This is a genomic window from Botrimarina hoheduenensis (genome assembly GCF_007859815.1).
GTDB classification, from domain to species: domain Bacteria; phylum Planctomycetota; class Planctomycetia; order Pirellulales; family Lacipirellulaceae; genus Botrimarina; species Botrimarina hoheduenensis.
On record NZ_SJPH01000002.1, the window covers coordinates 257,696 to 276,337 of the forward strand.

An 18,642-nucleotide genomic window follows, 5' to 3' on the forward strand; every position below is an offset into this window, starting at 1 on the left:
AAGCCGTGGCCAATCTTCGTTGGCCGACGAATCTGCAGCCGAGGGTGCCCCCTCGTTGCGCCTCGCACGCCATCGCGAGTCCTGTATCTTAGCGACCCTGCGGCGACGGAATAGGCCGATTTTGGCACGGAAATCGCCCGATTCTTGGCCGGCATTCCCCGCCCGGACGGTCCAATCGCCCTACCGAGGTCGGAGCGTGGCGCTCTAACTTGGGTGATCTTGACCGCTCTGCCCCGCCCTCTGGGTGGCCCCGGCGGTCTCCCGATGGTTCGTCCGCTCCCCTGTTCCCCCGTTCGGCTAAGCACTTTTCTGCCCTGTCAGCCTTTCCCCGATCGCCTCGGCCTGCTGCATGTCCTTGCCTTCCCCTGCGATGTCACCCCCTCCGTCAACGGATCCCCCGGCTGAGCCCGTGCCCGGCACCCTGGGGATCCGCGCCCTGGCGAGCGACAGCACGTGGCCCTATGTGCTGCCGATGGCGGTTTACCTGCTCCTGAGCAGCCTCGAGCCCTCGGCCCCCGCTCCAGGCGAAGCCGCCCGGGCGAACTCGTGGGGCTTCACCTATGCCGACTATCCGGCCCTGTACACGACCAAGCTGGCTTTGACGGCGCTGGCCCTGTGGTTGGGGGCAGCAGCGTGGCGGCAGTGGCGTCTGCGGGTTTCGCCGTTGGCGATCGTGGTGGGCGTGGTGGGCGTGGTCGCCTGGATCGGGTGCTGCAAATTGGGGCTCGAAGGCCGTCTGATGGCGACCCTGGGCCCCGAGTCGCTGGTCGCCAAGTTCCTCCAGATGCTGGGGCTCGGCGTCGAGCGACCCGCCTTCAATCCGTTCGAGCAACTCGAGGGCTCGCCCGCCTACCGCAACGGATTCCTGGCGGTGCGCTTCCTCGGGTTGGTGGTGCTGGTCCCCCTGTTCGAAGAACTTTTGCTCCGCGGCTGGCTGATGCGGAACGTCGTGAGCCCCAACTTCTGGCGTGTGCCTTTCGGCCGGGTAACGGTCCAGGCGGCGCTCGTGGGAACCGCCTTCCCCATGCTGTACCACCCCGAGAAGCTGGCGGCGCTGGTCTGGTTCTCGCTCGTGACGCTCTTGATGGTGCGGACCAAAAACTACTGGGATTGTGTGGCGGCGCACGCCGTGACGAACTTGCTGCTGGGTCTCTATGTCGTTCAGACGGGGTCTTGGGAGCTGTGGTAGGCCGCGCACCGCAGTCGGTCGGCACCCCCCCTTCGGTCGGGGCTCTGCGGACCGTGCCTAGACGCACCCCCCGGGGGGGAGATATTTTAGGGAGCTAGCCAAGCCGTCCCTGCCCCCTTAGCAGCAGGCACCGGTTCATTGGCGGCGTAGCTCAGTCGGTTAGAGCAGCGGAATCATAATCCGCGTGTCGGGGGTTCGAATCCCTCCGCCGCTACTCGCGTTGCAAGTCTCACCCAGGCGTAAGCCGTAGGCTCCCCCATCGGCAATCGCCTGGGGGCTGGAAGTGCTGGGTTTGCACGCGCTGGGGGCTGCAGGCGAAGTGGCCTCTTTCTTGGCGGCAGCTTGGTATCGGTGGAGGTCACCGCCGCTGATTGCGGCGCGATCTAGGTTGCAAAGAGTTGGCCGGCGATGTCGACAAACGATTTGAACTCCAACGCGTTGCCGCTCGGGTCGAGCACGAACAGCGTCGCCTGCTCGCCCGGTTGGCCGGCGAAGCGCGTGTAGGGCTCGATGACCCATTCAACCTGGTGCGCCCGAAGACGATCGGCAAGTTTTTGCCAGTCTTCCCTCTCGAGTACCACCCCGTAGTGGGGCACGGGAACGCCGTGACCATCCACGGGGTTAACGTACTGGCTAACCCGCCCCGCGGTACCCAGTTCGGGATTCAAGTGCACAACAAACTGGTGCCCGAACAGGTTGAAATCGATCCACCGATCGCTGCTCCGCCCTTCAGGACAACCGAGCACTTCGCCGTAAAAATGGCGTGCTTCAGCGAGGTTGCGGACCTGCAGCGCAACATGAAACGGGGTGAGAGGGGTCACAGCTCTCCGACCGCAATCTCACTACCATTGGGCGTGCAATAGGCTTGCCACACGGACAGTTCGACCTCATCGTTGACAAACGTCGCGCCACCGTCGAGTCGCACTAGGTGGACCCCGCCCGGGTGCTCGCTGCGGGCGTTGTGCTGCCATTGTCCGGCCCACTCTTTGGAGTTGTTGCGGCATGGGGCACGGGGATCGTCCGGAGCGCAGTAGCGTGTCCAGTCACTCCAGGCGGCGGTTGTGCCGTTAATGGTCGCTTGCAGTGTGTTGGGCGTCTGGTCGTGCATGTAGAGTGCGCCCGCGCCGAAGTGCATGACGCCGCGGGTATCTTGACCGGGTACGGTGATGATCTCGGCAACGGCGGCGGTCTTGCTCGTGCCGTCAGCGGCCTGCGCAAGCTTGAGCCCGCGATTTACCTGAAACGCTCCTAAGCGGATCATCGAGGTTCGGCCCGAGGGACAAAAATCGAGGTGGGGCGGCGGCTCGACCATCCCCGACCCGTAGGGGTCTTGAGCGAGGATCCCCACAAAAGGATTCGCGTACTTGCACTGATTGGGGTCGGGATCGTCCATGTAGATCCACCCGATCCCGGCGTTGGCCACATAGTTACCCCGCGCTCCATACCAACTCATGCCGTCAGGCACGCCAACCGGCTCACTCGAAGGGCAGCGGAAAGTTGCGAACTCGATGTGGTGGGCCGTGTTGCCGGCGGTGTTGCGTTCGGCCATGGGGATCTCCCAATCAGCGGCGTCGTAGGCCGAAGCCTCTTCGACGTAGCGCATGATGCGCGTGATCCAGCTGAACTGGGTGGGATTGCTACCGCCGGTTGTGCGTTGCCGCGCCGCTTCCGGCAGAGCGCCTTGGGCGCTTTCGTAATTCAGCAGCGCTAGCCCCACCTGGCGGATGTTGTTCGAGCAGGAAGAGCGGCGTGCCGCCTCGCGTGCCGCCTGCACCGCGGGCAGCAGCAGCGCGACCAGAATGCCGATGATCGCGATCACAACCAGCAGTTCGACGAGAGTGAAGCCGCGGTGCCGGGCGGACCGTCGTCGGGAGGTGTGCGCAAGCGAACAGGCAGCGTAAGAACACGACATCGGTATGAGCCCCATCAGAGAACTAGGTTAGCCACAGCCATCCGAACCAAGCCGATAGGCATGCTCGGGGATGAGTCGCTAGGTGAGTTCCGCCTGCCGCACTCGCTGTCCGAGGGCAGTTTAGACGTCTGCCGCCTCGGTTGGAAAGCGGATTCTCACCAAGAAACCTGAGAACCCGGTGCATGTAGGTAGGCGAGGCGACGGCAGAAAAGGGGGGGAATCTGCCGCCTAGGGTGTTCCCCCGGGCACTCTCCGCTGCCTATCATAACGTTTTCCTGTAGGGGTAGAGAGGCCCGCAGCCAAGCTGGCTGCCACAGGAACGAAGCGGAACCGTTAGAAGCAGGCGGAGTTGTTTCCTTTCCCTTGCGTGCCCGAGGCATGTGTTGGAGATGCTCCGCCTTTTTGCTGCGCGATTGGCTTGTACGGCTTCTCTTTTGGGTAGCGCTTCGGTCCGTGACCGAGCTGCCGAGGGCTGCCAAACCATGCCCCACTAATCCACCGTTTGTGCTTTATTTCTTCTTGGGCACCGCCACCTGGAGTGAGATCCGATGAGCAAGCTACGCCTTTCCCTGTCGCTGTTTACCCTGACGCTGGCAGCCACGCTGGCAGCGCCCGCGTTGGCGACGCCGCTGACCGAGTTCAACGCGGGCCTGTTGTTGACCGATTTTCGGTTTGACGACGCGCTAGGCACGCCGATCGAGAGCACGCTGAACTCTGCCAGTCCGGCGGCTCCGTTCGACACAGACGCGGACTTCGCTTCGGCAGCGACCAACGGCACCGGGCAGTTTGACGGTTCGGGTAAGAACAATACCGAGTTTGGTTCGGTCTACTCAGACCTGCCGACGATCAGTTCCGGAGTTGTTTACGGCCTGTTTGAGGTTAGCTGGGCGTTTGACGAGCAGGTTTACGACACCGCACAGGACGAAGAATTCCGGCTGTCGTTGATTGCCAATGACCCGCGGAGCACCTTTGTCACCGGCGAAATCTTTTTCACACGCACCTCGGCGACCACGGTTGAGCTCGTCGGCAACGCGGTCGGCACAGGCAGCACGGATACCTCGGTCATCACGCTGGGCAGCAGCGGCAGCTTGCTGACGATCCTCAAGGCCGACCTCGACGCCGATACGCTGGAGCTTTTCTATTCGGCAGACGGCGGCACGACGTTCCTCGCAGCCACGGTGGGCGCGCTAGATCCGGCGCGCGGTGTCGAATCGGTCCGATTTGTCCTCAACGAAGATTTTTCTAACGACTCGTTGCTGGTGGAGCGCTTCGCCCTCTCGGTGGTGCCCGAGCCGGCCGGGGTCGCGCTGCTCCTGGCGGCCCTTCTGATGCCTCAGGGACGCCGGCGTGCTTAGGCTCAGGTCCGTCTGCCGAGTTGCGTTAGCCGTGCTGTCCGCAGCTTGGCCGAGCACGGGCGTTTGCGATTCGGTCGAAGCAACAAAATGGGCGATTGCAACCGGCCACCCTGCCGCGACCGCGGCGGGGTTGGCCGTGCTGCGCGATGGCGGCAACGTGGTGGACGCCGCGATTGCCGCGTCGCTGACGCTGGGCGTTGCCGAGCCGTATGGATCGGGGCTGGGTGGCAAGATGGTACTGCTGTACCACGACGCCACGACCGGCAAGGTCTCGTGCGTTCTTGCCCTGTGCCCGTCCGCCGCGGCGATGGATGTCGAACGCTTCACGGAGCTGCCCGGAGCTGCCCGCAAGTATGGTTACCATGCGGTGGGCGTGCCGGGCCTGCCCGCGGGATTGCACGCCGCTTATGAGCGGTGGGGGACGTACCCGTGGGCCAAGCTGGTCGCCCCCGCGGCCCGTTTGGCCGAGGAAGGAATCGTTGTTTCCGAAGAAATGCGTGAGCTCTGGGCCCCGCATCAAAATGATCTGGCAAACGACGCCGAAGCCTGTGCGCTCTATTTGCTGAACAAGAAGACCCCACCGGTCGGGGCGAAGCTGCGCAACGCCGATCTCGCCGAGACACTGCGTCGCTTTGCCGACCATGGTGCCGACGGCTTCTATCGGGGGGAAACGGCGCAGCGGATTGTCGATGCGGCCCAAGCCGCTGGGGCCCCGCTCACGAGCGCCGACTTCTCTGGTTACAAGCCACGTTTTACCGAACCGCTGGCGGTTAACTTTAACGGCCACCGCGTGTACAGCAGTCCCGCCCCCCTCACCGGAGGTGCTACGGTGCTGGCCGCGTTGCGTGCTTCGGAACACATGCAAGGACCTCTGCCGATTGAGCGCAACGCGGACTACATCGATCGATTCGGCAGGCTGCTGCGCGTGCTTTATCCGCGTGTGACACGTGAAGTGGCTGACACCCCTGAAGCCGAAGGCGTTTCGTGGGAGCTTCTCTCCGAGGCAACACTTCGTTCGGTGGCGCACGACGCCGCCCGATTGAATCCCGATCCCACCGCGCTCGATCCGGTTAATGCGCTTCGCGATCGGGAGGCCGACGAGGGGATCGAGTGTGAACTGTCCGCCGGAACGACGCACCTGGTAGTAGCTGATGCAGCCGGGAACATGGTGAGCCTAACGCAATCGCTCAGTTTGCACTTTGGAGCGGCAGTCGTCGCGCCGGGAACCGGTGTCGTGCTCAACGACAGCATGAGCAATTTCGCGACCGGATGGCGTGAATCGCCCAACTACGCGGGTGCTAATAAGTTGGCTCGCAGCACCGTGTCGCCGGTTATTGCTACACGCGATGGGCTGCCGACGCTCGCCGTGGGCCTTCCCGGCGGACAACGCATACCGACCATGACGCTCCAGATTGTGGCCGACACGCTCGGCGCTCGAGTGCCACTCGAAGAAGCTTTCCGACGGCCTCGCTTCCACTTGCGACGGCCGATCACGGCGAAGCAACCCAAGAACCTTGTTGACCTTGAAGAGGGCGCTACCGAAGAGGAACTCGCCACATTGCGGCGCGAGCTTGCTCAGTTGGGATGGGCCACGGAGCGCAAGCCAGCCAATGGGCTGTACTTTGGCGGTGGCAACGCCATTGGCTACCAACCTGGTGGCAAGCTGATTGCCGTGGCGGATACACGCCGTACCAATTCAGCCGATGGCGATTGAATCGCTCGATCGTTTCGTTTGCCTCCTTGTCCTTTGGGTCTCTCAGAATTGATCGCCACTCGCGTTACTCTTGTTCTACTCGCGATCAGCTTGCCGGCGAGCTTGCGGGCTCAGATCACGCTCGATGCCGACTTCGATAGCGGATCGCTGGACGAGGCTGGTAGCGCGGTGATTGGCAACCTGGTGCAGCTGGCGGGTCGGGATAATTACAATCCGGGCAACTGGAAGTGGACGTACTTCTCAGCAGACGGGGTTCTAAACGCCACGCCGACCTTCCGGATCGACGATGAATTCGAGACCGGCGGAAGCAATCTGAACACCCACGCGATGGTCTATAGCTACGACCAAGAAAACTGGAACTTTTTCGACAACAATTCCCGCAACGCCACAGCCAACACGTTCACCTTCTTCAACGATACGGCGTTCACCTCGGATCGGGTGTGGGTTGCTTACGGGCTTCCCTATCCGGTTGCCCGATCGGTCGCCCACACCGCTTCTATTGCGACAAGCCCGTGGGTATCGCCTACAGCTTCGGCGAACAGTCAGCTGGTGATTGGGCAATCTCCCGGGGGGGTTGACGACCTTGGGCGGGTGATTCCTCAGCAAGACCTCTTTGGCTACCGGATTACCGATCCTGCTGCGACGGGCCTGAAAGCAAAAGTCGTTTTACTCGGCGGGGTCCACGCCAACGAAACGCTAGGCAACCACACGCTGGAAGCCATGGTGGATTATCTGTTGAGCGACGATCTGGGAGCAGCGATTCTCAGACGCCGCGCTGACTTCTACGTCTATCCGATGGCGAACCCCGATGGCCGCTTGGCGGGATACAACCGCGGCACCGTCGAGGATGTCAATCGCGACCCCAACCGCTCTTGGGACCCCCCCCTTTACGATGGCCAACCCGAGATCGCCATTGTCGGGGAAGCGATGAAGACAGATACGGCTTCCGACGTCGATTTCTTCATCGACTTCCACTCAACGGTTCAGAAGGGCCCCGGTCATTTTGGGTTTATCGATATCGACCGTGGATTCCATCTAAATCCCTTTTGGACTCGGCTGCAGCAACTCGAGCCGACGCTGCAAACGTTTGACGCCGACCTGATCGATGACACCGGGGCCAAGTTCGGACTCTTCGAGCTCAACGCCGGATTCACGATGACCTTCGAGACCCGCTTTATCGCTGGCGAAAACGAAGATCGTTTTGTCACGCTAGGCACGAACTTCGGCAGAGCGCTGGCTGACACTTTGGCAACGCCCACGGGCGATCTCAACTTCGATGGCCAGGTTGATGGGGCAGACTGGCTCATCCTGTCAGCCAATGCTGAAACCGACCTGTCAGCGTTCACGCCATTCGACGCCTACGCGCGGGGTGATCTTGATCTGAACGGCGCCAACGATGTTGAAGACTTCATCTTGTTTAAAGATTTGTATATCGCCACAAACGGCCAGGCGGCGTTCGCCTTGCTCGTGGCTGGAGTCCCCGAGCCGGCAACAGCTGTGATGCTGGCCCCGCTTCTTTTTTTCTTTCGGATACACCGGCGCTGCGTTTTACGCCCCTTCGGAGAATACCCACGATGAACCGATTTAGTCCCTTAGCTCTCGGATTTCTAGCGCTCGGTCTGCTGCTCATTAAGCCCGCGGCAGCACTCGATTTGGAGCGTTTTGAATTCAACGACGCGAACGGAACAACGCTCACCACCGCGGTGAACGCGATCAACCCCACCAACCTATGGTCGTACGCCGAACAAGCGACCACCCCCGGCGATGACCTCACCGGCGATATCTCGACCGTGCAGGCGGGGGCCTATCGGATTGTCACGGATAGCGATTTCGCGCCCGGGATCGAATCACGCTACCTGAACATCGCCAATACAAGCAGCGGACGTATCTACTACTCCGCGACACTTTCAAGCTGGAACTTTGGTACCTACGACAACACAAACGCCGAGCAATTCCGGCTGACTTTTCTCGATGACGATACGGGGACCAGTGGTTCTTCTGTAACAGCGCAGGCTCAGATTCGCCGCAATCCCGACACCGGATCAATGGAAATCTTCGGAGACGCGATTGGCACCGCTGGCTCGTTCAATATCGATCAAACAGTAATCGTTCCGAACATCCAGTCGCAGCCGTTCACACTTGTGCTCGCTCTGGACAAAGACAGCAACAGCTACGAGATATTTTACAAGAGCGGAACACAGCCCTCGCAGGCGCTCGGCATGGGAGGCGTTTCACGTGTGCGAAATGCCAATTCCATCCGCATGGCAACCAACAACATGGGGGCCGAGAACTTTCCCCCGTTTGTGCTGACCGAGCAGGTGAACGTCGATCGTATTGTGGTGAGCGACACCAACCCGCTCACCGATCTTATCACTCTGGATGTCAATCGCGTCACCGGAGCGATGACGCTAAGAAACACCTCTGGAGCCTCGGTTACCGGCATCACCGGCGTCAGCCTCTTCTCAGCGAGTGAGTCGATTGATCTCACCCAACTCAGCGGTTTTAGCGGAACCTTGACTGCGGGTGCCACTCAGCAACTCGACATCTCCCCTGCTGCGGCACCCGGGCTTTGGGTGCGGAGCCCGATCGAAGATGTGCGAGCCCAGCTGAGCATCAGCGGGGGCGGGGTTCGCACGCTCGACGTGAATTTTATCAACAACGGGGGAGTTAAGTGGGCAACCGGGGACCTCGATTTTGACGGCACGATTGATGCCGACGACTACAGTATCCTGGTGGCTAACGCCGAGACGGATCTCTCAAGCCTGTCGCAGGCCTTTGCCTACCAACGTGGCGACCTGAACGGCAGCGGCACCAACGATGTTGTCGACTTCTCACTGTTCAAGGCGGCCTACGAAGACGCCAACGGGACGGGCTCCTTTGCGCTGCTGCTGACCGCAGTTCCCGAGCCAGCGTCTGGGGCTCTGCTCGCAATCGTCCTGTTGTCCACTGTTAGTACTCGCCGTCGCCATGGAACTTGCAGCATGTCTCCCGCAAAGCTCAACAACCGTCCCGCTGATAGCTTCAAGCTCGGTCGCCTCGGCGTCTTGTCTGTTGTCGCCTTTCTTCTGATGCTGGTAGCGCCGCAGGCTGAAGCGGTCTTCTTTGAAGACTTCCTATTTAACGATACGGCCGGAACCCCTCTTTCCGCGCTGGTTAACTCCGCCAATCCGGGCAACACCTGGGATGTTGACGCGGATACTACCGATGTGGTTACCAACGGTTTGGGACAGCTTAATGCCTCGCTGAAAGCCAATGTAGAGTTCGGTACTAACTACATTGACATCAACCCGGGAATCACCACGGGGTTGGTGTACGGCGTAATGGAACTCACCTGGAACTTCCAGAGCGCACTGGATGTTAACGAGAATGAAGAGATTCGCCTCTCTTTCATCAACGCCGACCCACGCAGCACGGCTGTGACGGCTGAGTTTCGTATCACACGTACCGATACCAACGTTCTTGAGCTTAACGGTATCGCAATCGGCACCGGGGCAAGCAACATCTCAGCCTCCGTATTGAACGGAGGCAGTTTGGTGCAGACAGATAAGTTCATCGCGGTTCTCGCTGCCGACCTGGATAACGATACCTACGAAGTGCTCTACTCCAACAACGCCGGCTCCTCCTTTGCAACGATTGGCTCGGGAGTGCTTGATCCCTCGCGCGGTATCGAGGCGGTGCGGCTAACGCTTAACAACGATCTCTCGGGAGACAACGTCCTGCTAGACCGTTTGTACCTTGCGGACCAGCTTCCGATCATAGTCGAGCCCGATCTGCTGACACTTCGCGTACACCCCAAGAGCGGCTATGCGGCAATCATCAATGACACGACAACCGTATTCGATATCGACTACTACCGCGTAGGTAGCGGAGATGGTTCGCTGCTGCCGGGGCGGTGGAATAGCCTCCAGACGCGCGGCGTTGACGCGGTTGACGGGCCTGATGCGGGCTCGACCGCCGGCGACGGCATCGGCGAGCGCTGGACCGAGGCGGGCGGCTCCGATGAGGACGTTCTCTCGGAGTCTTTCCTTCTGTCGAGTTCAATCGTTTCAGCCGGAGAAGCGATCCCCCTCGGCGGCGTAGTTGATCTTACGGGTGATGAGCAACTCATCACCTTCGATTATCGCGACGCGGCGGGAGGGGCGGTCTTCGCCGGTAATGTGGAAGTCTCGGCGGGTATCGCTGGTGACTACAACCTCGATGGCACCGTCGATGTCGCCGACTACACCGTTTGGCGTGATAACGCTTCGGGCCTCTTCACGGCAGCCGACTACACGATATGGGTAAACAACTTCGGCTCGACGGGACTAGCTTCTAGTGCGGTCTCTATCCCCGAGCCGCTGTCGGTACTGCTGGCTGCTTGTGCGTGCCTCTCAGCCGTACGACTACAACGCTGCCAAGACTGACGCGACCTTTTAGACGGATCGCTCAACGAGTCGATCGGGCTTGGGGTTGAATACGTCTTTAGTCTGTAATCATCAAGTCGAATGAGCTTGAAATCGTTATAGACCGGAGCGTGAACAAAAACGACTCGGACAGCAGGGTCCTCACCAGCAGTATTCCTGGTGAGCCGGCCCGGATGGTTCCTCAGCAACGCTCCTTTCTGCTAGGCCGAAGGGAGCGTTGCCGTTTTCTCGCTTGACCATGGGCAACTCTGCCCCATGCTTCGTCACAGCCCGCCGACCGATGATCTAGGTTGGTCTTTGGTACTGGTTGGCAGATCCCGCCTTACGAGCGTATCGCATAGAAGTAGCGGGGGTGTCGCTGATCGATGGGGCTGCTATTCGAGCCGAATCCGCGTGTCGGCGGTTCGAATCCCTCTGCCGCTACTCGCGTTCAGCAGGATCAGGGGTCTGAAGACGTCAGTCTCGCCGTAGATTCAACTTTGCCGCGAAGATCAGCAGCATCCCGAGAACAACGCTCGTGGGCTCGGGAACGGCACCCCTGGAACGCGCACCGATGACTGGGCCCGCGTGGTCGCGCCACACCGTGTAGTCGGCCAGATCGACCACGCCGTCTTCGTTGCCGTCCGCCATTGAGAAGGTGGCGGTGCTGTAGTCAGCCGCCCACGACGAGTAATCGTTGGTATCGACCACGCCGTCCCGATTGTAATCGCCAGGCAAGAGTCGCGTTGCCGTCGGCGCGACGAGCACCCCTAACTGCGCCGGATTGATGCCTCCTTGAAGGGAGGTCAGCAGCACGCTGCCGGGGTAGTACCCCAGTAATTCGGAGGCATCGATCACGCCGGAAGGCTCGCTGGCGGCGGTCGCTAACAACGAGATCCCCCCGCCCTCGGCGTTCATCTGAAAGATCTGATCGCCGTCGCCATCTTCCTGCACGTACAGTTTGCCGTCGCGTGACCAAGTGACATTGTCCGGCGCGCCGATCGGTGCGACGTCGTCATCGTCAAGCTGGTCGATCGCGATCGGCGAGTTGGCCACGTCAAGCGTCCCCGCGGGCGTAAACGCCAGGTCGACCTGCAGTCGGTAGATCCCATCGGTTTGGTCGGCGAGCACCAGTTGCCGCCCGTTCGCCGGGTTGGTGTGGATGTCTTCTAATTTGGTTTCGCGCAACGCGCCGGCCGTTGAGTTGCTCCACAGGCCGCTGACGGCACCGTCGGGCAGATCGGTCGTGCTGCCGCTGTTGGGAACGAAATAATAGACGTCGCCCCCGCGCAGCCCGTTGCGCTCCAGGAAATCAATGGCACCATCGCCGTTGGCGTCGATCTCTTTGCGACCAACGTAGAGTCGCAGGTAGTCGCCCGTTCCGCTGCCGACATCGGAACTCAAAACCAGCGCCACGTGTGTTTCATTTCCGGTATCGACCGCCGCGGCGTTCTCCCAGCTTCCTAAGCCCAGATCGGTTGCTTCCCACAGCGTGCGGGTGGATTCATCGAGCGCATAGAAATGCCCCCCGGTGACTTCTTCGCCCGTTAGGTAAAGAGAATCGAGAAACCCCCTGCCCGGGCCAAAAGCCTCTCTCGGGTGCGACGTGCCGCTGCAGAAGCGGGAGAAATTCGAGCTGCTGTATGCGGCGACTGCCGTCGTGCCGATGGCGATGGGCAGCGGCTGGTTCACCGCGTGATAGCCGCCATCGTAAATGGCGTCGTAGGCGTAACCAACACCGAGTACCGGAGTGAACCCCGCTCCCCCCCCACCAGCGATGACGCTATCAATCGCGCTCCGCATTTGTGTCAGGTCAAGATCGACCCGACTGATGGCAGCAGAGGTGGTCTCGTGGTTCAACCAAACCGAAAGTTCCATCCCGTCGCGATAGAGCCCTAAGCCATCGAACAGGCCGCGTGTCATCGTCGAGCCATAGCCCGCGTCGCCGATGCCAGCGAGAGAGTCGCCTTGGGAGAGCAACTCGAAGGCCCGCCAGCCGTTGGCGGTCGTAAGTCCGAGCGATTGGTCGGCGTTCAGCGCGAGCGCGGCGGGGCAAGACGCCACGATCAGCAGAGCGGCAAACCGGGGACCAAGGCGGCGGCGATCGGTGGAAGACATGATCGGTCTCAGCGCGATGGGCGGGGGAGAAGATTCTCCCCCACTATAGTTGAAACGCCGGCAGCGTGAGCCTCAACGCGCGTCGTCCACCTCAGCGATAGCGGCTTCGAGCACGTCGAGCGCTTCGTCGAGTTGCTCGTTGGTGATGACGATCGGCGGCAGCAAGCGGATGCAGTTGCTGTACAGCCCAGCGCGGATCAGCAGCAGGCCGCCGGAGACCGCCCGTTGGATGATCCGCAGCGTGTGCTCCGGAGCGGGGGTGCGCGCTTGCCTGTCGAGGACAAACTCCACCAACCGCATCGCGCCCAGGCCGCGGACATCGCCAACGAGCGAGAAACGCTCCTTCCAGGTGTCGAGCCGGGCGGCGATCCGATCGCCAACCACCTCGGCACGCTGCTGAAACGCGGGGCTCTGGATCTGCTTGACCGCTTCAATCGCGGCCCGGCAAGCGAGCGGGCTGCCGCCATAGGTACCTCCCACGCCTCCCCGATGGGTAGAGTCCATAATCTCCGACCGGCCGGTTACCGCGGCAATCGGCGTTCCGGCACCGAGTGACTTTGCGGTGACAACCACGTCGGGCACGACCGTTGTATGCTCGATCGAAAAGAGCTTGCCGGTACGTCCCATCCCCGACTGGATTTCGTCTGCGATAAAGACGATGCCGTGCTCGTCGCACCGCCGGCGAAGGTGCGCTAAGAAGCGAGGGGGCATCGGCACGAACCCCGCCTCGCCCTGGACCGGCTCAATGATGACCGCCGCCACGGCCGAGGGATCCACCCGTGCAATCAAGCCGTTATCGAATTCAGCGCAGATCCAATCGATGAACTGTTCGTCGCTCATCGTTGCGGGCTTACGGTACAAGTTGGGTGTCGCAAACCGATAGATCTCGCTACAAAACGGGCCGAACCCTTTCTTGAACAGGCTGTACTTGCTGGTGAGGCTCAGCGCGAGCTGGGTGCGACCGTGGTAGGCACCGTCGAAACAGATCACTCCCTGTCGACCCGTAAAAGACCGCGCGAGGTTCACGGCGTTCTCAACCGCCTCGCTGCCCGTATTGACCAGGAGGGTTTTTTTCGCCATGTCGCCCGGCGCTGCGGCGTTGAGCATCTCGCAGAGCTCGATGTAGGGCTCGTACGAGCCAACGAGGGCGCTGCAGTGGATGAGCTTGCCAGCTTGATCGCGGATCGCCTCGACAACCGCATCGGGCGTGTGGCCGACATTGATCATGCCGATGCCGCCTGCCATGTCGATCAGCTGATTGCCATCGACATCGGTCACCAGCGCACCGTGGGCGTGTGAGATGCCGACCTCGGTCGAGTTTCCTAGTCCCGAGGGAATTGCGGCAACACGTCGTGCGAGTAGGGCCCGACTTTTGGGGCCGGGAACTTCGGTTATTAGACGGATGCTTTGTGCCGCAGCAGTTCGCATGATGCCACTAGGTGAGATTGGGTCGGGAACGGAGTACATAGGATAGGTCAAGCCAGCGCTTCGTCGAGCGCCTGGTGAAAGATCGACAGGCCGTGGTCGATCTCCTCGGCGGTGACGATGAGCGGGGGGATCCAACGCAGCACATTGCCGGCTGTACCGCAGGTGAGCAGCAAGAGTCCGGCTTCCGCACACCGTTTGGCGATAGTGGAGGCTTGCTTCTTGCCGGTCTCGCCGGCTTGAAACTCGCAGCCGATCATCAGTCCCGGGCCACGCACCTCGCGCAGTTCGGGATTCTGCTGGGCAATCTCTTTGAGCGCTGCCGTGAGTTGCCTGCCGCGCTGGCGGGCATTCTCAACGAGGCCTTCTTCTTGAAGCACCTCGATCGTGGCGATCGCCGCAGCCTGGGCGATTGCCGAGCCTCCGCCGTAGGTACCGCCATGCGCGCCGGGGGGCCAGCGGTCCATGATTTCTTTGGTCGAGATGATGGCCGACATGGGCAGCCCCGAGGCGATCCCTTTGGCCGCCACCAGAATGTCGGGCGTCACGCCCGCGCCGGTGTGCCGCCACCACTCGCCCGTCCGGCCGAAGCCCGACTGGATCTCATCGACAATCAGCAGCAACCCGTGCTCGTCGCAAACTTCGCGCAGCTGGCGCACGAAGGTGTGCGGTGCCGGCACGTACCCCCCTTCACCCAGAACGGGTTCGAGCAGCACCGCGGCCGTTTCATTCGGTGCCGACTGCGACGCAAGAACCTGTTTCAACTGGCTGATGCAGAACGTGGCCAGACGCTCTTCATCGCAGGGGCCCCCGCAGTGACCCGCGGTTTGGCAAGAACCATCGTTCGTGCCGAAGCACAGCCCGCTATCAAGATAGTGCAACGGATAAGGGAACGGCGCAAAGAACACGCCCGCCGGCAGCGGCTGGTATCCGGCCCGATAGACCGTCTTGCTGCTGGTTAGTGCCATCGTCATGGCCGTCCGGCCGTGGAACCCTCCCTGCAGCGCGATAATGTTTGGCTTGCCGGTTGCGAAGCGGGCCAGCTTGACTGCCCCCTCAACCGCCTCGGCTCCGCTATTAGAAAAGAAGAATCGATCGAGCCCCTTGGGCAAATGCGGCGTCAGTGCCTCAGCGAGCCGCAACGCAGTTTCGGGCACAACGCAGTTCATCTGCCCGAAGAGCAGCTCCCCCGCCTGATGGCGGATGGCTTCTACAACACGCGGGTGGCAGTGACCCGTGTTGGTGACGCCGATGCCCGAGGTGAAGTCCAGATACTTTCGACCCGAGTCCGACCACAGCCAGCATCCTTCGCCGCGGACAATGGTGTCCGGTATCACCCGCGCCCAGACCGACGCCAGCGGTGACTCTGCACTCATCAAGATCTCTCTCGTCAACGGCATTTATAATCCTTCGCCCCCCGATCGGACGACAAGGCTGCCGCAGCAGCGATTCTCCCCCCAACCAGTGCCCCACGACGATTCGGTGGGGGGAGGCGACCACATAGGGATGGGAGTGCCTCAGAATAGCTGCGAAAACGCCCGCGTCGATTGCCATTGCGCGGGGTTGCGCTTAACTGGGGGACGGACTGCGCGGCCCGGTGATTTATTCGCTTTCCGACTCGTCATCGGGTTTTCGGCTCGTCTGCGCTCTCAAGACGCTCGCTTCCACAGCTCGCGAACCCTTTCCGACGCATTCAGCAAGGAGTGATGCAGCGTGTTTTTCAGCTTGCGCCGATGCTGTCGGGCGATCAGCCCACGGTCTCCTGGCTTGGCGATCGAACGCCAGCCGCGCCACGGCGTGGTGTCGAGCGTTGCAAAAAATTCTCGACGAAAGGGGTGACCACAGGCCGCGTGCCACGGCTTCTCGGGCGAGCAGAAATGAACAATCCAGGGGTCGCAGCGGAGCTGGTTGAAGGCGTCCCGACCGACCGGGCTCTGACGCCAGGAAGGAAAAGCATAAACGTGGGCACCCTGATTCCAGCGGAAATCGAGCGCCCGCCAGCGATCGGCAAGCACAACGTTGAGAGCGTACTGATCCCACCACAGCACGTGCTCGTGCTGATCGATCAGACACTGCATCACCTGCTCGGCGATCTGTTCTTCGCGCCATTGAGTCAGGTTCATCACCAGCAGCCCTGAATTGAAATAGGGCGCTTCGGGGCGGATCCCCAGTTGTTCGTAGTTCGCAACCGGTTTCGCCGCGGCCAGATAGGGGAACCGTTGCGCGTAGTTGTCGGCGACGACTTCGGAGTTCATCCACGGTGCGGCAATGTCTTGCACCGCCAAGATCGGCGCATCGTCCTGCGATTCGGCCCACAGATCGCTCAGGTCGCGCCGGACGAGCATGTCCGAGTCGAGATAGATCACTCGCTCGATGCTGGTCGGCAGGATCTTGGGGAGCAGCAGCCGCAGGTACGCCGCAACCGTCACATGGCCAAACACGGGCAGCCCGTCTAGCACCGCCGTATCTTGCAACAACCAGTCAACGCGGACACGCGGGTCTTTGACCGCTGCCATCAGCCGCCCGCGGCTTTCGGGCGTGATGCCGCCGTCGAGCACCACCAGGCGCATCTTCGTCTCGGGACGCATTGCGCTGACGGCCGAACGAAGCGTTACTGCCAACGGGATGGCGTACCCTTCGTCGGCAGCGGTCGCAACGACAATTTCGCTTTCGTCAGACATCTTCAGCCAGCGCGCAGAATAGGAATCAGATAATCACGCTGCCTGTCGGTCTTGCGTTGCCAGAGGTGCAGCGACCGGGGGGGCGTAACTCTCGATCGGAGCGGACGCGCTGGCCCACGGGGGGAGGTTGGGTCGATAAATCGGCTGAACACCTTTGCTCACGCCATAGCGGCATGCGCTGTAGACCGCTTTGAACAGGTATCGCCATCGGGAGCGATGGAGCCGCCAGGCGCGGGCGTAGATGCGTGCGGCCCGGGAGGGAGTTGCCGACGGGTCGATCGTTCGGGGCCGCGTCTGATGCAGTTTGGCCGCCACCGCCATCGTTGCCGCTACCGCGTGACGCGCAGCACGGCCATCGATGCCGGGCATGCTCAGATAGCGTTTCGCGATGAGCGAAGACTCTTCAATTGTCTGCGCCAACTTCTGGGTGGTTGCGCCGTCGTGCTCTTTGCGATACAGGCAGTGGACACCCGGCACGTAACGAAACCGCTTGCCGGCGTAGGCGGCCCGCATCATGAAGTCAGCGTCTTCGCAGCAATGGTACTGTGAGTCCCAGACGCCGATCTCGCCAATGACACTGCGCCGGGTCACGGTGGCCGAAGGTGTTACATAGCTGCGGCCGAACATCGACTGGGGGAAAGACTGCACTTCCCAAGAAGTCGGCCCCCACACGCCCATCGTGCTGCCGTCGGCGTCGGCAAACATCACGACCGTCGAGTAAGCCAGATCATCGCCCGTTTCCTCTAGCGTGGAAACACAAGCTTGCAGGTGAGTCGGCAGCCACTTGTCATCGCAATCGTGAAACGCGACGTATTCACCCGCGGACTCAAGAAAAGCAAGATTGCGAGTGTAAGCCGCCCCGCACGAGGTTTCGTTGCGGCGATAAACGACCCGATTGTCCAGATGCTGGCCAGCAAACTGCCGCACCAGCTCCTCGGCACCGTCTTGTGAACCGTCTTCGACGACGATTAGTTCCCAATTCGGGTAGTTCTGATTCGAGATACCCTGCAGCGCCTCGACCAGGTAGCGCCGTCCGTTTCGGGTTGGCATGATGATCGAAACTAGGCCGAAGGTTTCGGCATACTTGAAGGGTAAATTTTCCATCAGAACATCTACAGAGCGTGTTTAGTGGAGGGGTTAGTCCGGGGTTATAGGGCCCAGACCGAGCCACTTAGGCGGCGCGGCCCGCCGCACTCATCGACGATCTGCATGACTCCGGGGAATTTATCGCAGTAGTCGTGCCCCGAGATGATCTTGGCACCGATGCGCTGCGCCCACTCGATGTCCTTCTTGGTCTCTTCGTAATCGTGCATGGCGTCCAGGAAAACCATCGCGGGGGCGGGGCCCTTGTAGTCTTCGTAGAACTTGTTCTTGTCGCCGCGGATCAGCTGCACCTCGCCGACCGAGATCAGATACTGCAGCACCTGTGTGGCGAGCGCGGCGTGAACGTCGGGCGTTAGGCCCCATGGGTTCCAGCAGAAGGCGTCAACCGCAATGATCCGCTGCTCGGGTGCCTTGGCGAGTGCCATGTGGGTGGCCGTGATGCCAAGCAGCGTGCCGACCTCAATGATTGGCCCGTCAAACTGTTGCGACTGGCGGACCAACTCTTTCACCAACGCGACCCCTTCGGGCTCAACCGTGCAGTCCGTGGGGTGGAAGCTCATGATGCCCTGCGCGGCGGGGGCCGCAGCCGGGGGCACGGCGGCATTTGCCGTGGGCGTGGGGGCCTTCACCCCCTTGTTCCGCTGCCCGGTGAGCTGCCGAACGGGGCGCGCTACCTCTCGCAAAATCTTATGACCGAGGGGGAGCGGCGCGTGCTGAGTCGTTGGCATTTTCGCTTCCTTGCGAAGGGGGGGTGAGCCGTGA

13 protein-coding genes and 1 tRNA gene are annotated in these 18,642 nt (G+C 61.4%); 6 read left to right on the forward strand and 8 right to left on the reverse strand.

Going from position 1 to position 18,642, the window contains the following annotated elements; all coding sequences use genetic code 11:
- The first annotated feature begins 370 nt into the window (after positions 1–370).
- Positions 371–1,189 carry a CAAX prenyl protease-related protein gene (locus Pla111_RS04865; protein WP_197524760.1) on the forward strand — a complete coding sequence of 273 codons (819 nt, stop codon included), beginning with the start codon at positions 371–373 and terminating at the stop codon, positions 1,187–1,189.
- A gap of 140 nt (positions 1,190–1,329) precedes the next feature.
- Positions 1,330–1,403: transfer RNA gene (locus Pla111_RS04870), tRNA-Met, on the forward strand.
- A gap of 169 nt (positions 1,404–1,572) precedes the next feature.
- Here Pla111_RS04870 and Pla111_RS04875 read toward each other — a convergent pair.
- The gene (locus tag Pla111_RS04875; protein WP_146571962.1) at positions 1,573–2,010 is read right to left on the reverse strand and encodes a VOC family protein; all 438 of its coding nucleotides are present in this window, start codon (positions 2,008–2,010) and stop codon (positions 1,573–1,575) included.
- Complete coding sequence (locus Pla111_RS04880; protein WP_197524761.1) at positions 2,007–3,101, reverse strand: DUF1559 domain-containing protein; 1,095 nt, start codon at positions 3,099–3,101, stop codon at positions 2,007–2,009. Before Pla111_RS04880 ends, Pla111_RS04875 begins: the two co-directional genes overlap by 4 nt.
- Before the next feature lie 548 nt (positions 3,102–3,649).
- On the opposite strand from Pla111_RS04880, the gene Pla111_RS04885 reads away from it, so the two are divergent.
- From Pla111_RS04885 to Pla111_RS04900, 4 genes are read left to right on the forward strand one after another with little or no spacing between them, the layout of a single operon-like run.
- Positions 3,650–4,456: a hypothetical protein gene (locus tag Pla111_RS04885; protein ID WP_146571966.1), complete on the forward strand. Its 807-nt coding sequence runs from the start codon at positions 3,650–3,652 to the stop codon at positions 4,454–4,456.
- A gap of 31 nt (positions 4,457–4,487) precedes the next feature.
- Entirely contained in the window at positions 4,488–6,170 is a 1,683-nt protein-coding gene (locus Pla111_RS04890; protein ID WP_197524762.1) for a gamma-glutamyltransferase family protein, read from the forward strand.
- A gap of 18 nt (positions 6,171–6,188) precedes the next feature.
- Positions 6,189–7,748 carry a M14 family zinc carboxypeptidase gene (locus tag Pla111_RS04895; RefSeq protein ID WP_146571970.1) on the forward strand — a complete coding sequence of 520 codons (1,560 nt, stop codon included), beginning with the start codon at positions 6,189–6,191 and terminating at the stop codon, positions 7,746–7,748.
- Positions 7,745–10,573: a PEP-CTERM sorting domain-containing protein gene (locus Pla111_RS04900; protein WP_146571972.1), complete on the forward strand. Its 2,829-nt coding sequence runs from the start codon at positions 7,745–7,747 to the stop codon at positions 10,571–10,573. The genes Pla111_RS04895 and Pla111_RS04900 overlap by 4 nt, the downstream gene beginning before the upstream one ends.
- A 456-nt stretch (positions 10,574–11,029) precedes the next feature.
- Here Pla111_RS04900 and Pla111_RS04905 read toward each other — a convergent pair whose 3' ends face one another.
- The 6 genes from Pla111_RS04905 to Pla111_RS04930 all read right to left on the reverse strand — a co-directional run bounded on the left by Pla111_RS04905 (position 11,030) and on the right by Pla111_RS04930 (position 18,608).
- Positions 11,030–12,670: a hypothetical protein gene (locus tag Pla111_RS04905; RefSeq protein WP_146571974.1), complete on the reverse strand. Its 1,641-nt coding sequence runs from the start codon at positions 12,668–12,670 to the stop codon at positions 11,030–11,032.
- Positions 12,671–12,742: 72 nt separating this feature from the next.
- A complete protein-coding gene (locus Pla111_RS04910) occupies positions 12,743–14,098 on the reverse strand; it encodes an aspartate aminotransferase family protein (RefSeq protein ID WP_146571976.1) in 1,356 nt (451 codons plus the stop codon).
- A 47-nt stretch (positions 14,099–14,145) separates the two neighbouring features.
- Positions 14,146–15,471 carry an aspartate aminotransferase family protein gene (locus tag Pla111_RS04915; protein ID WP_146571977.1) on the reverse strand — a complete coding sequence of 442 codons (1,326 nt, stop codon included), beginning with the start codon at positions 15,469–15,471 and terminating at the stop codon, positions 14,146–14,148.
- A 273-nt stretch (positions 15,472–15,744) separates the two neighbouring features.
- The gene (locus tag Pla111_RS04920; protein ID WP_146571979.1) at positions 15,745–16,776 is read right to left on the reverse strand and encodes a glycosyltransferase family 8 protein; all 1,032 of its coding nucleotides are present in this window, start codon (positions 16,774–16,776) and stop codon (positions 15,745–15,747) included.
- Positions 16,777–16,809: 33 nt separating this feature from the next.
- Entirely contained in the window at positions 16,810–17,880 is a 1,071-nt protein-coding gene (locus tag Pla111_RS04925) for a glycosyltransferase family 2 protein (protein ID WP_146571981.1), read from the reverse strand.
- Positions 17,881–17,924: 44 nt separating this feature from the next.
- The gene (locus Pla111_RS04930; RefSeq protein WP_146571983.1) at positions 17,925–18,608 is read right to left on the reverse strand and encodes a class I SAM-dependent methyltransferase; all 684 of its coding nucleotides are present in this window, start codon (positions 18,606–18,608) and stop codon (positions 17,925–17,927) included.
- Positions 18,609–18,642: the final 34 nt, after the last annotated feature.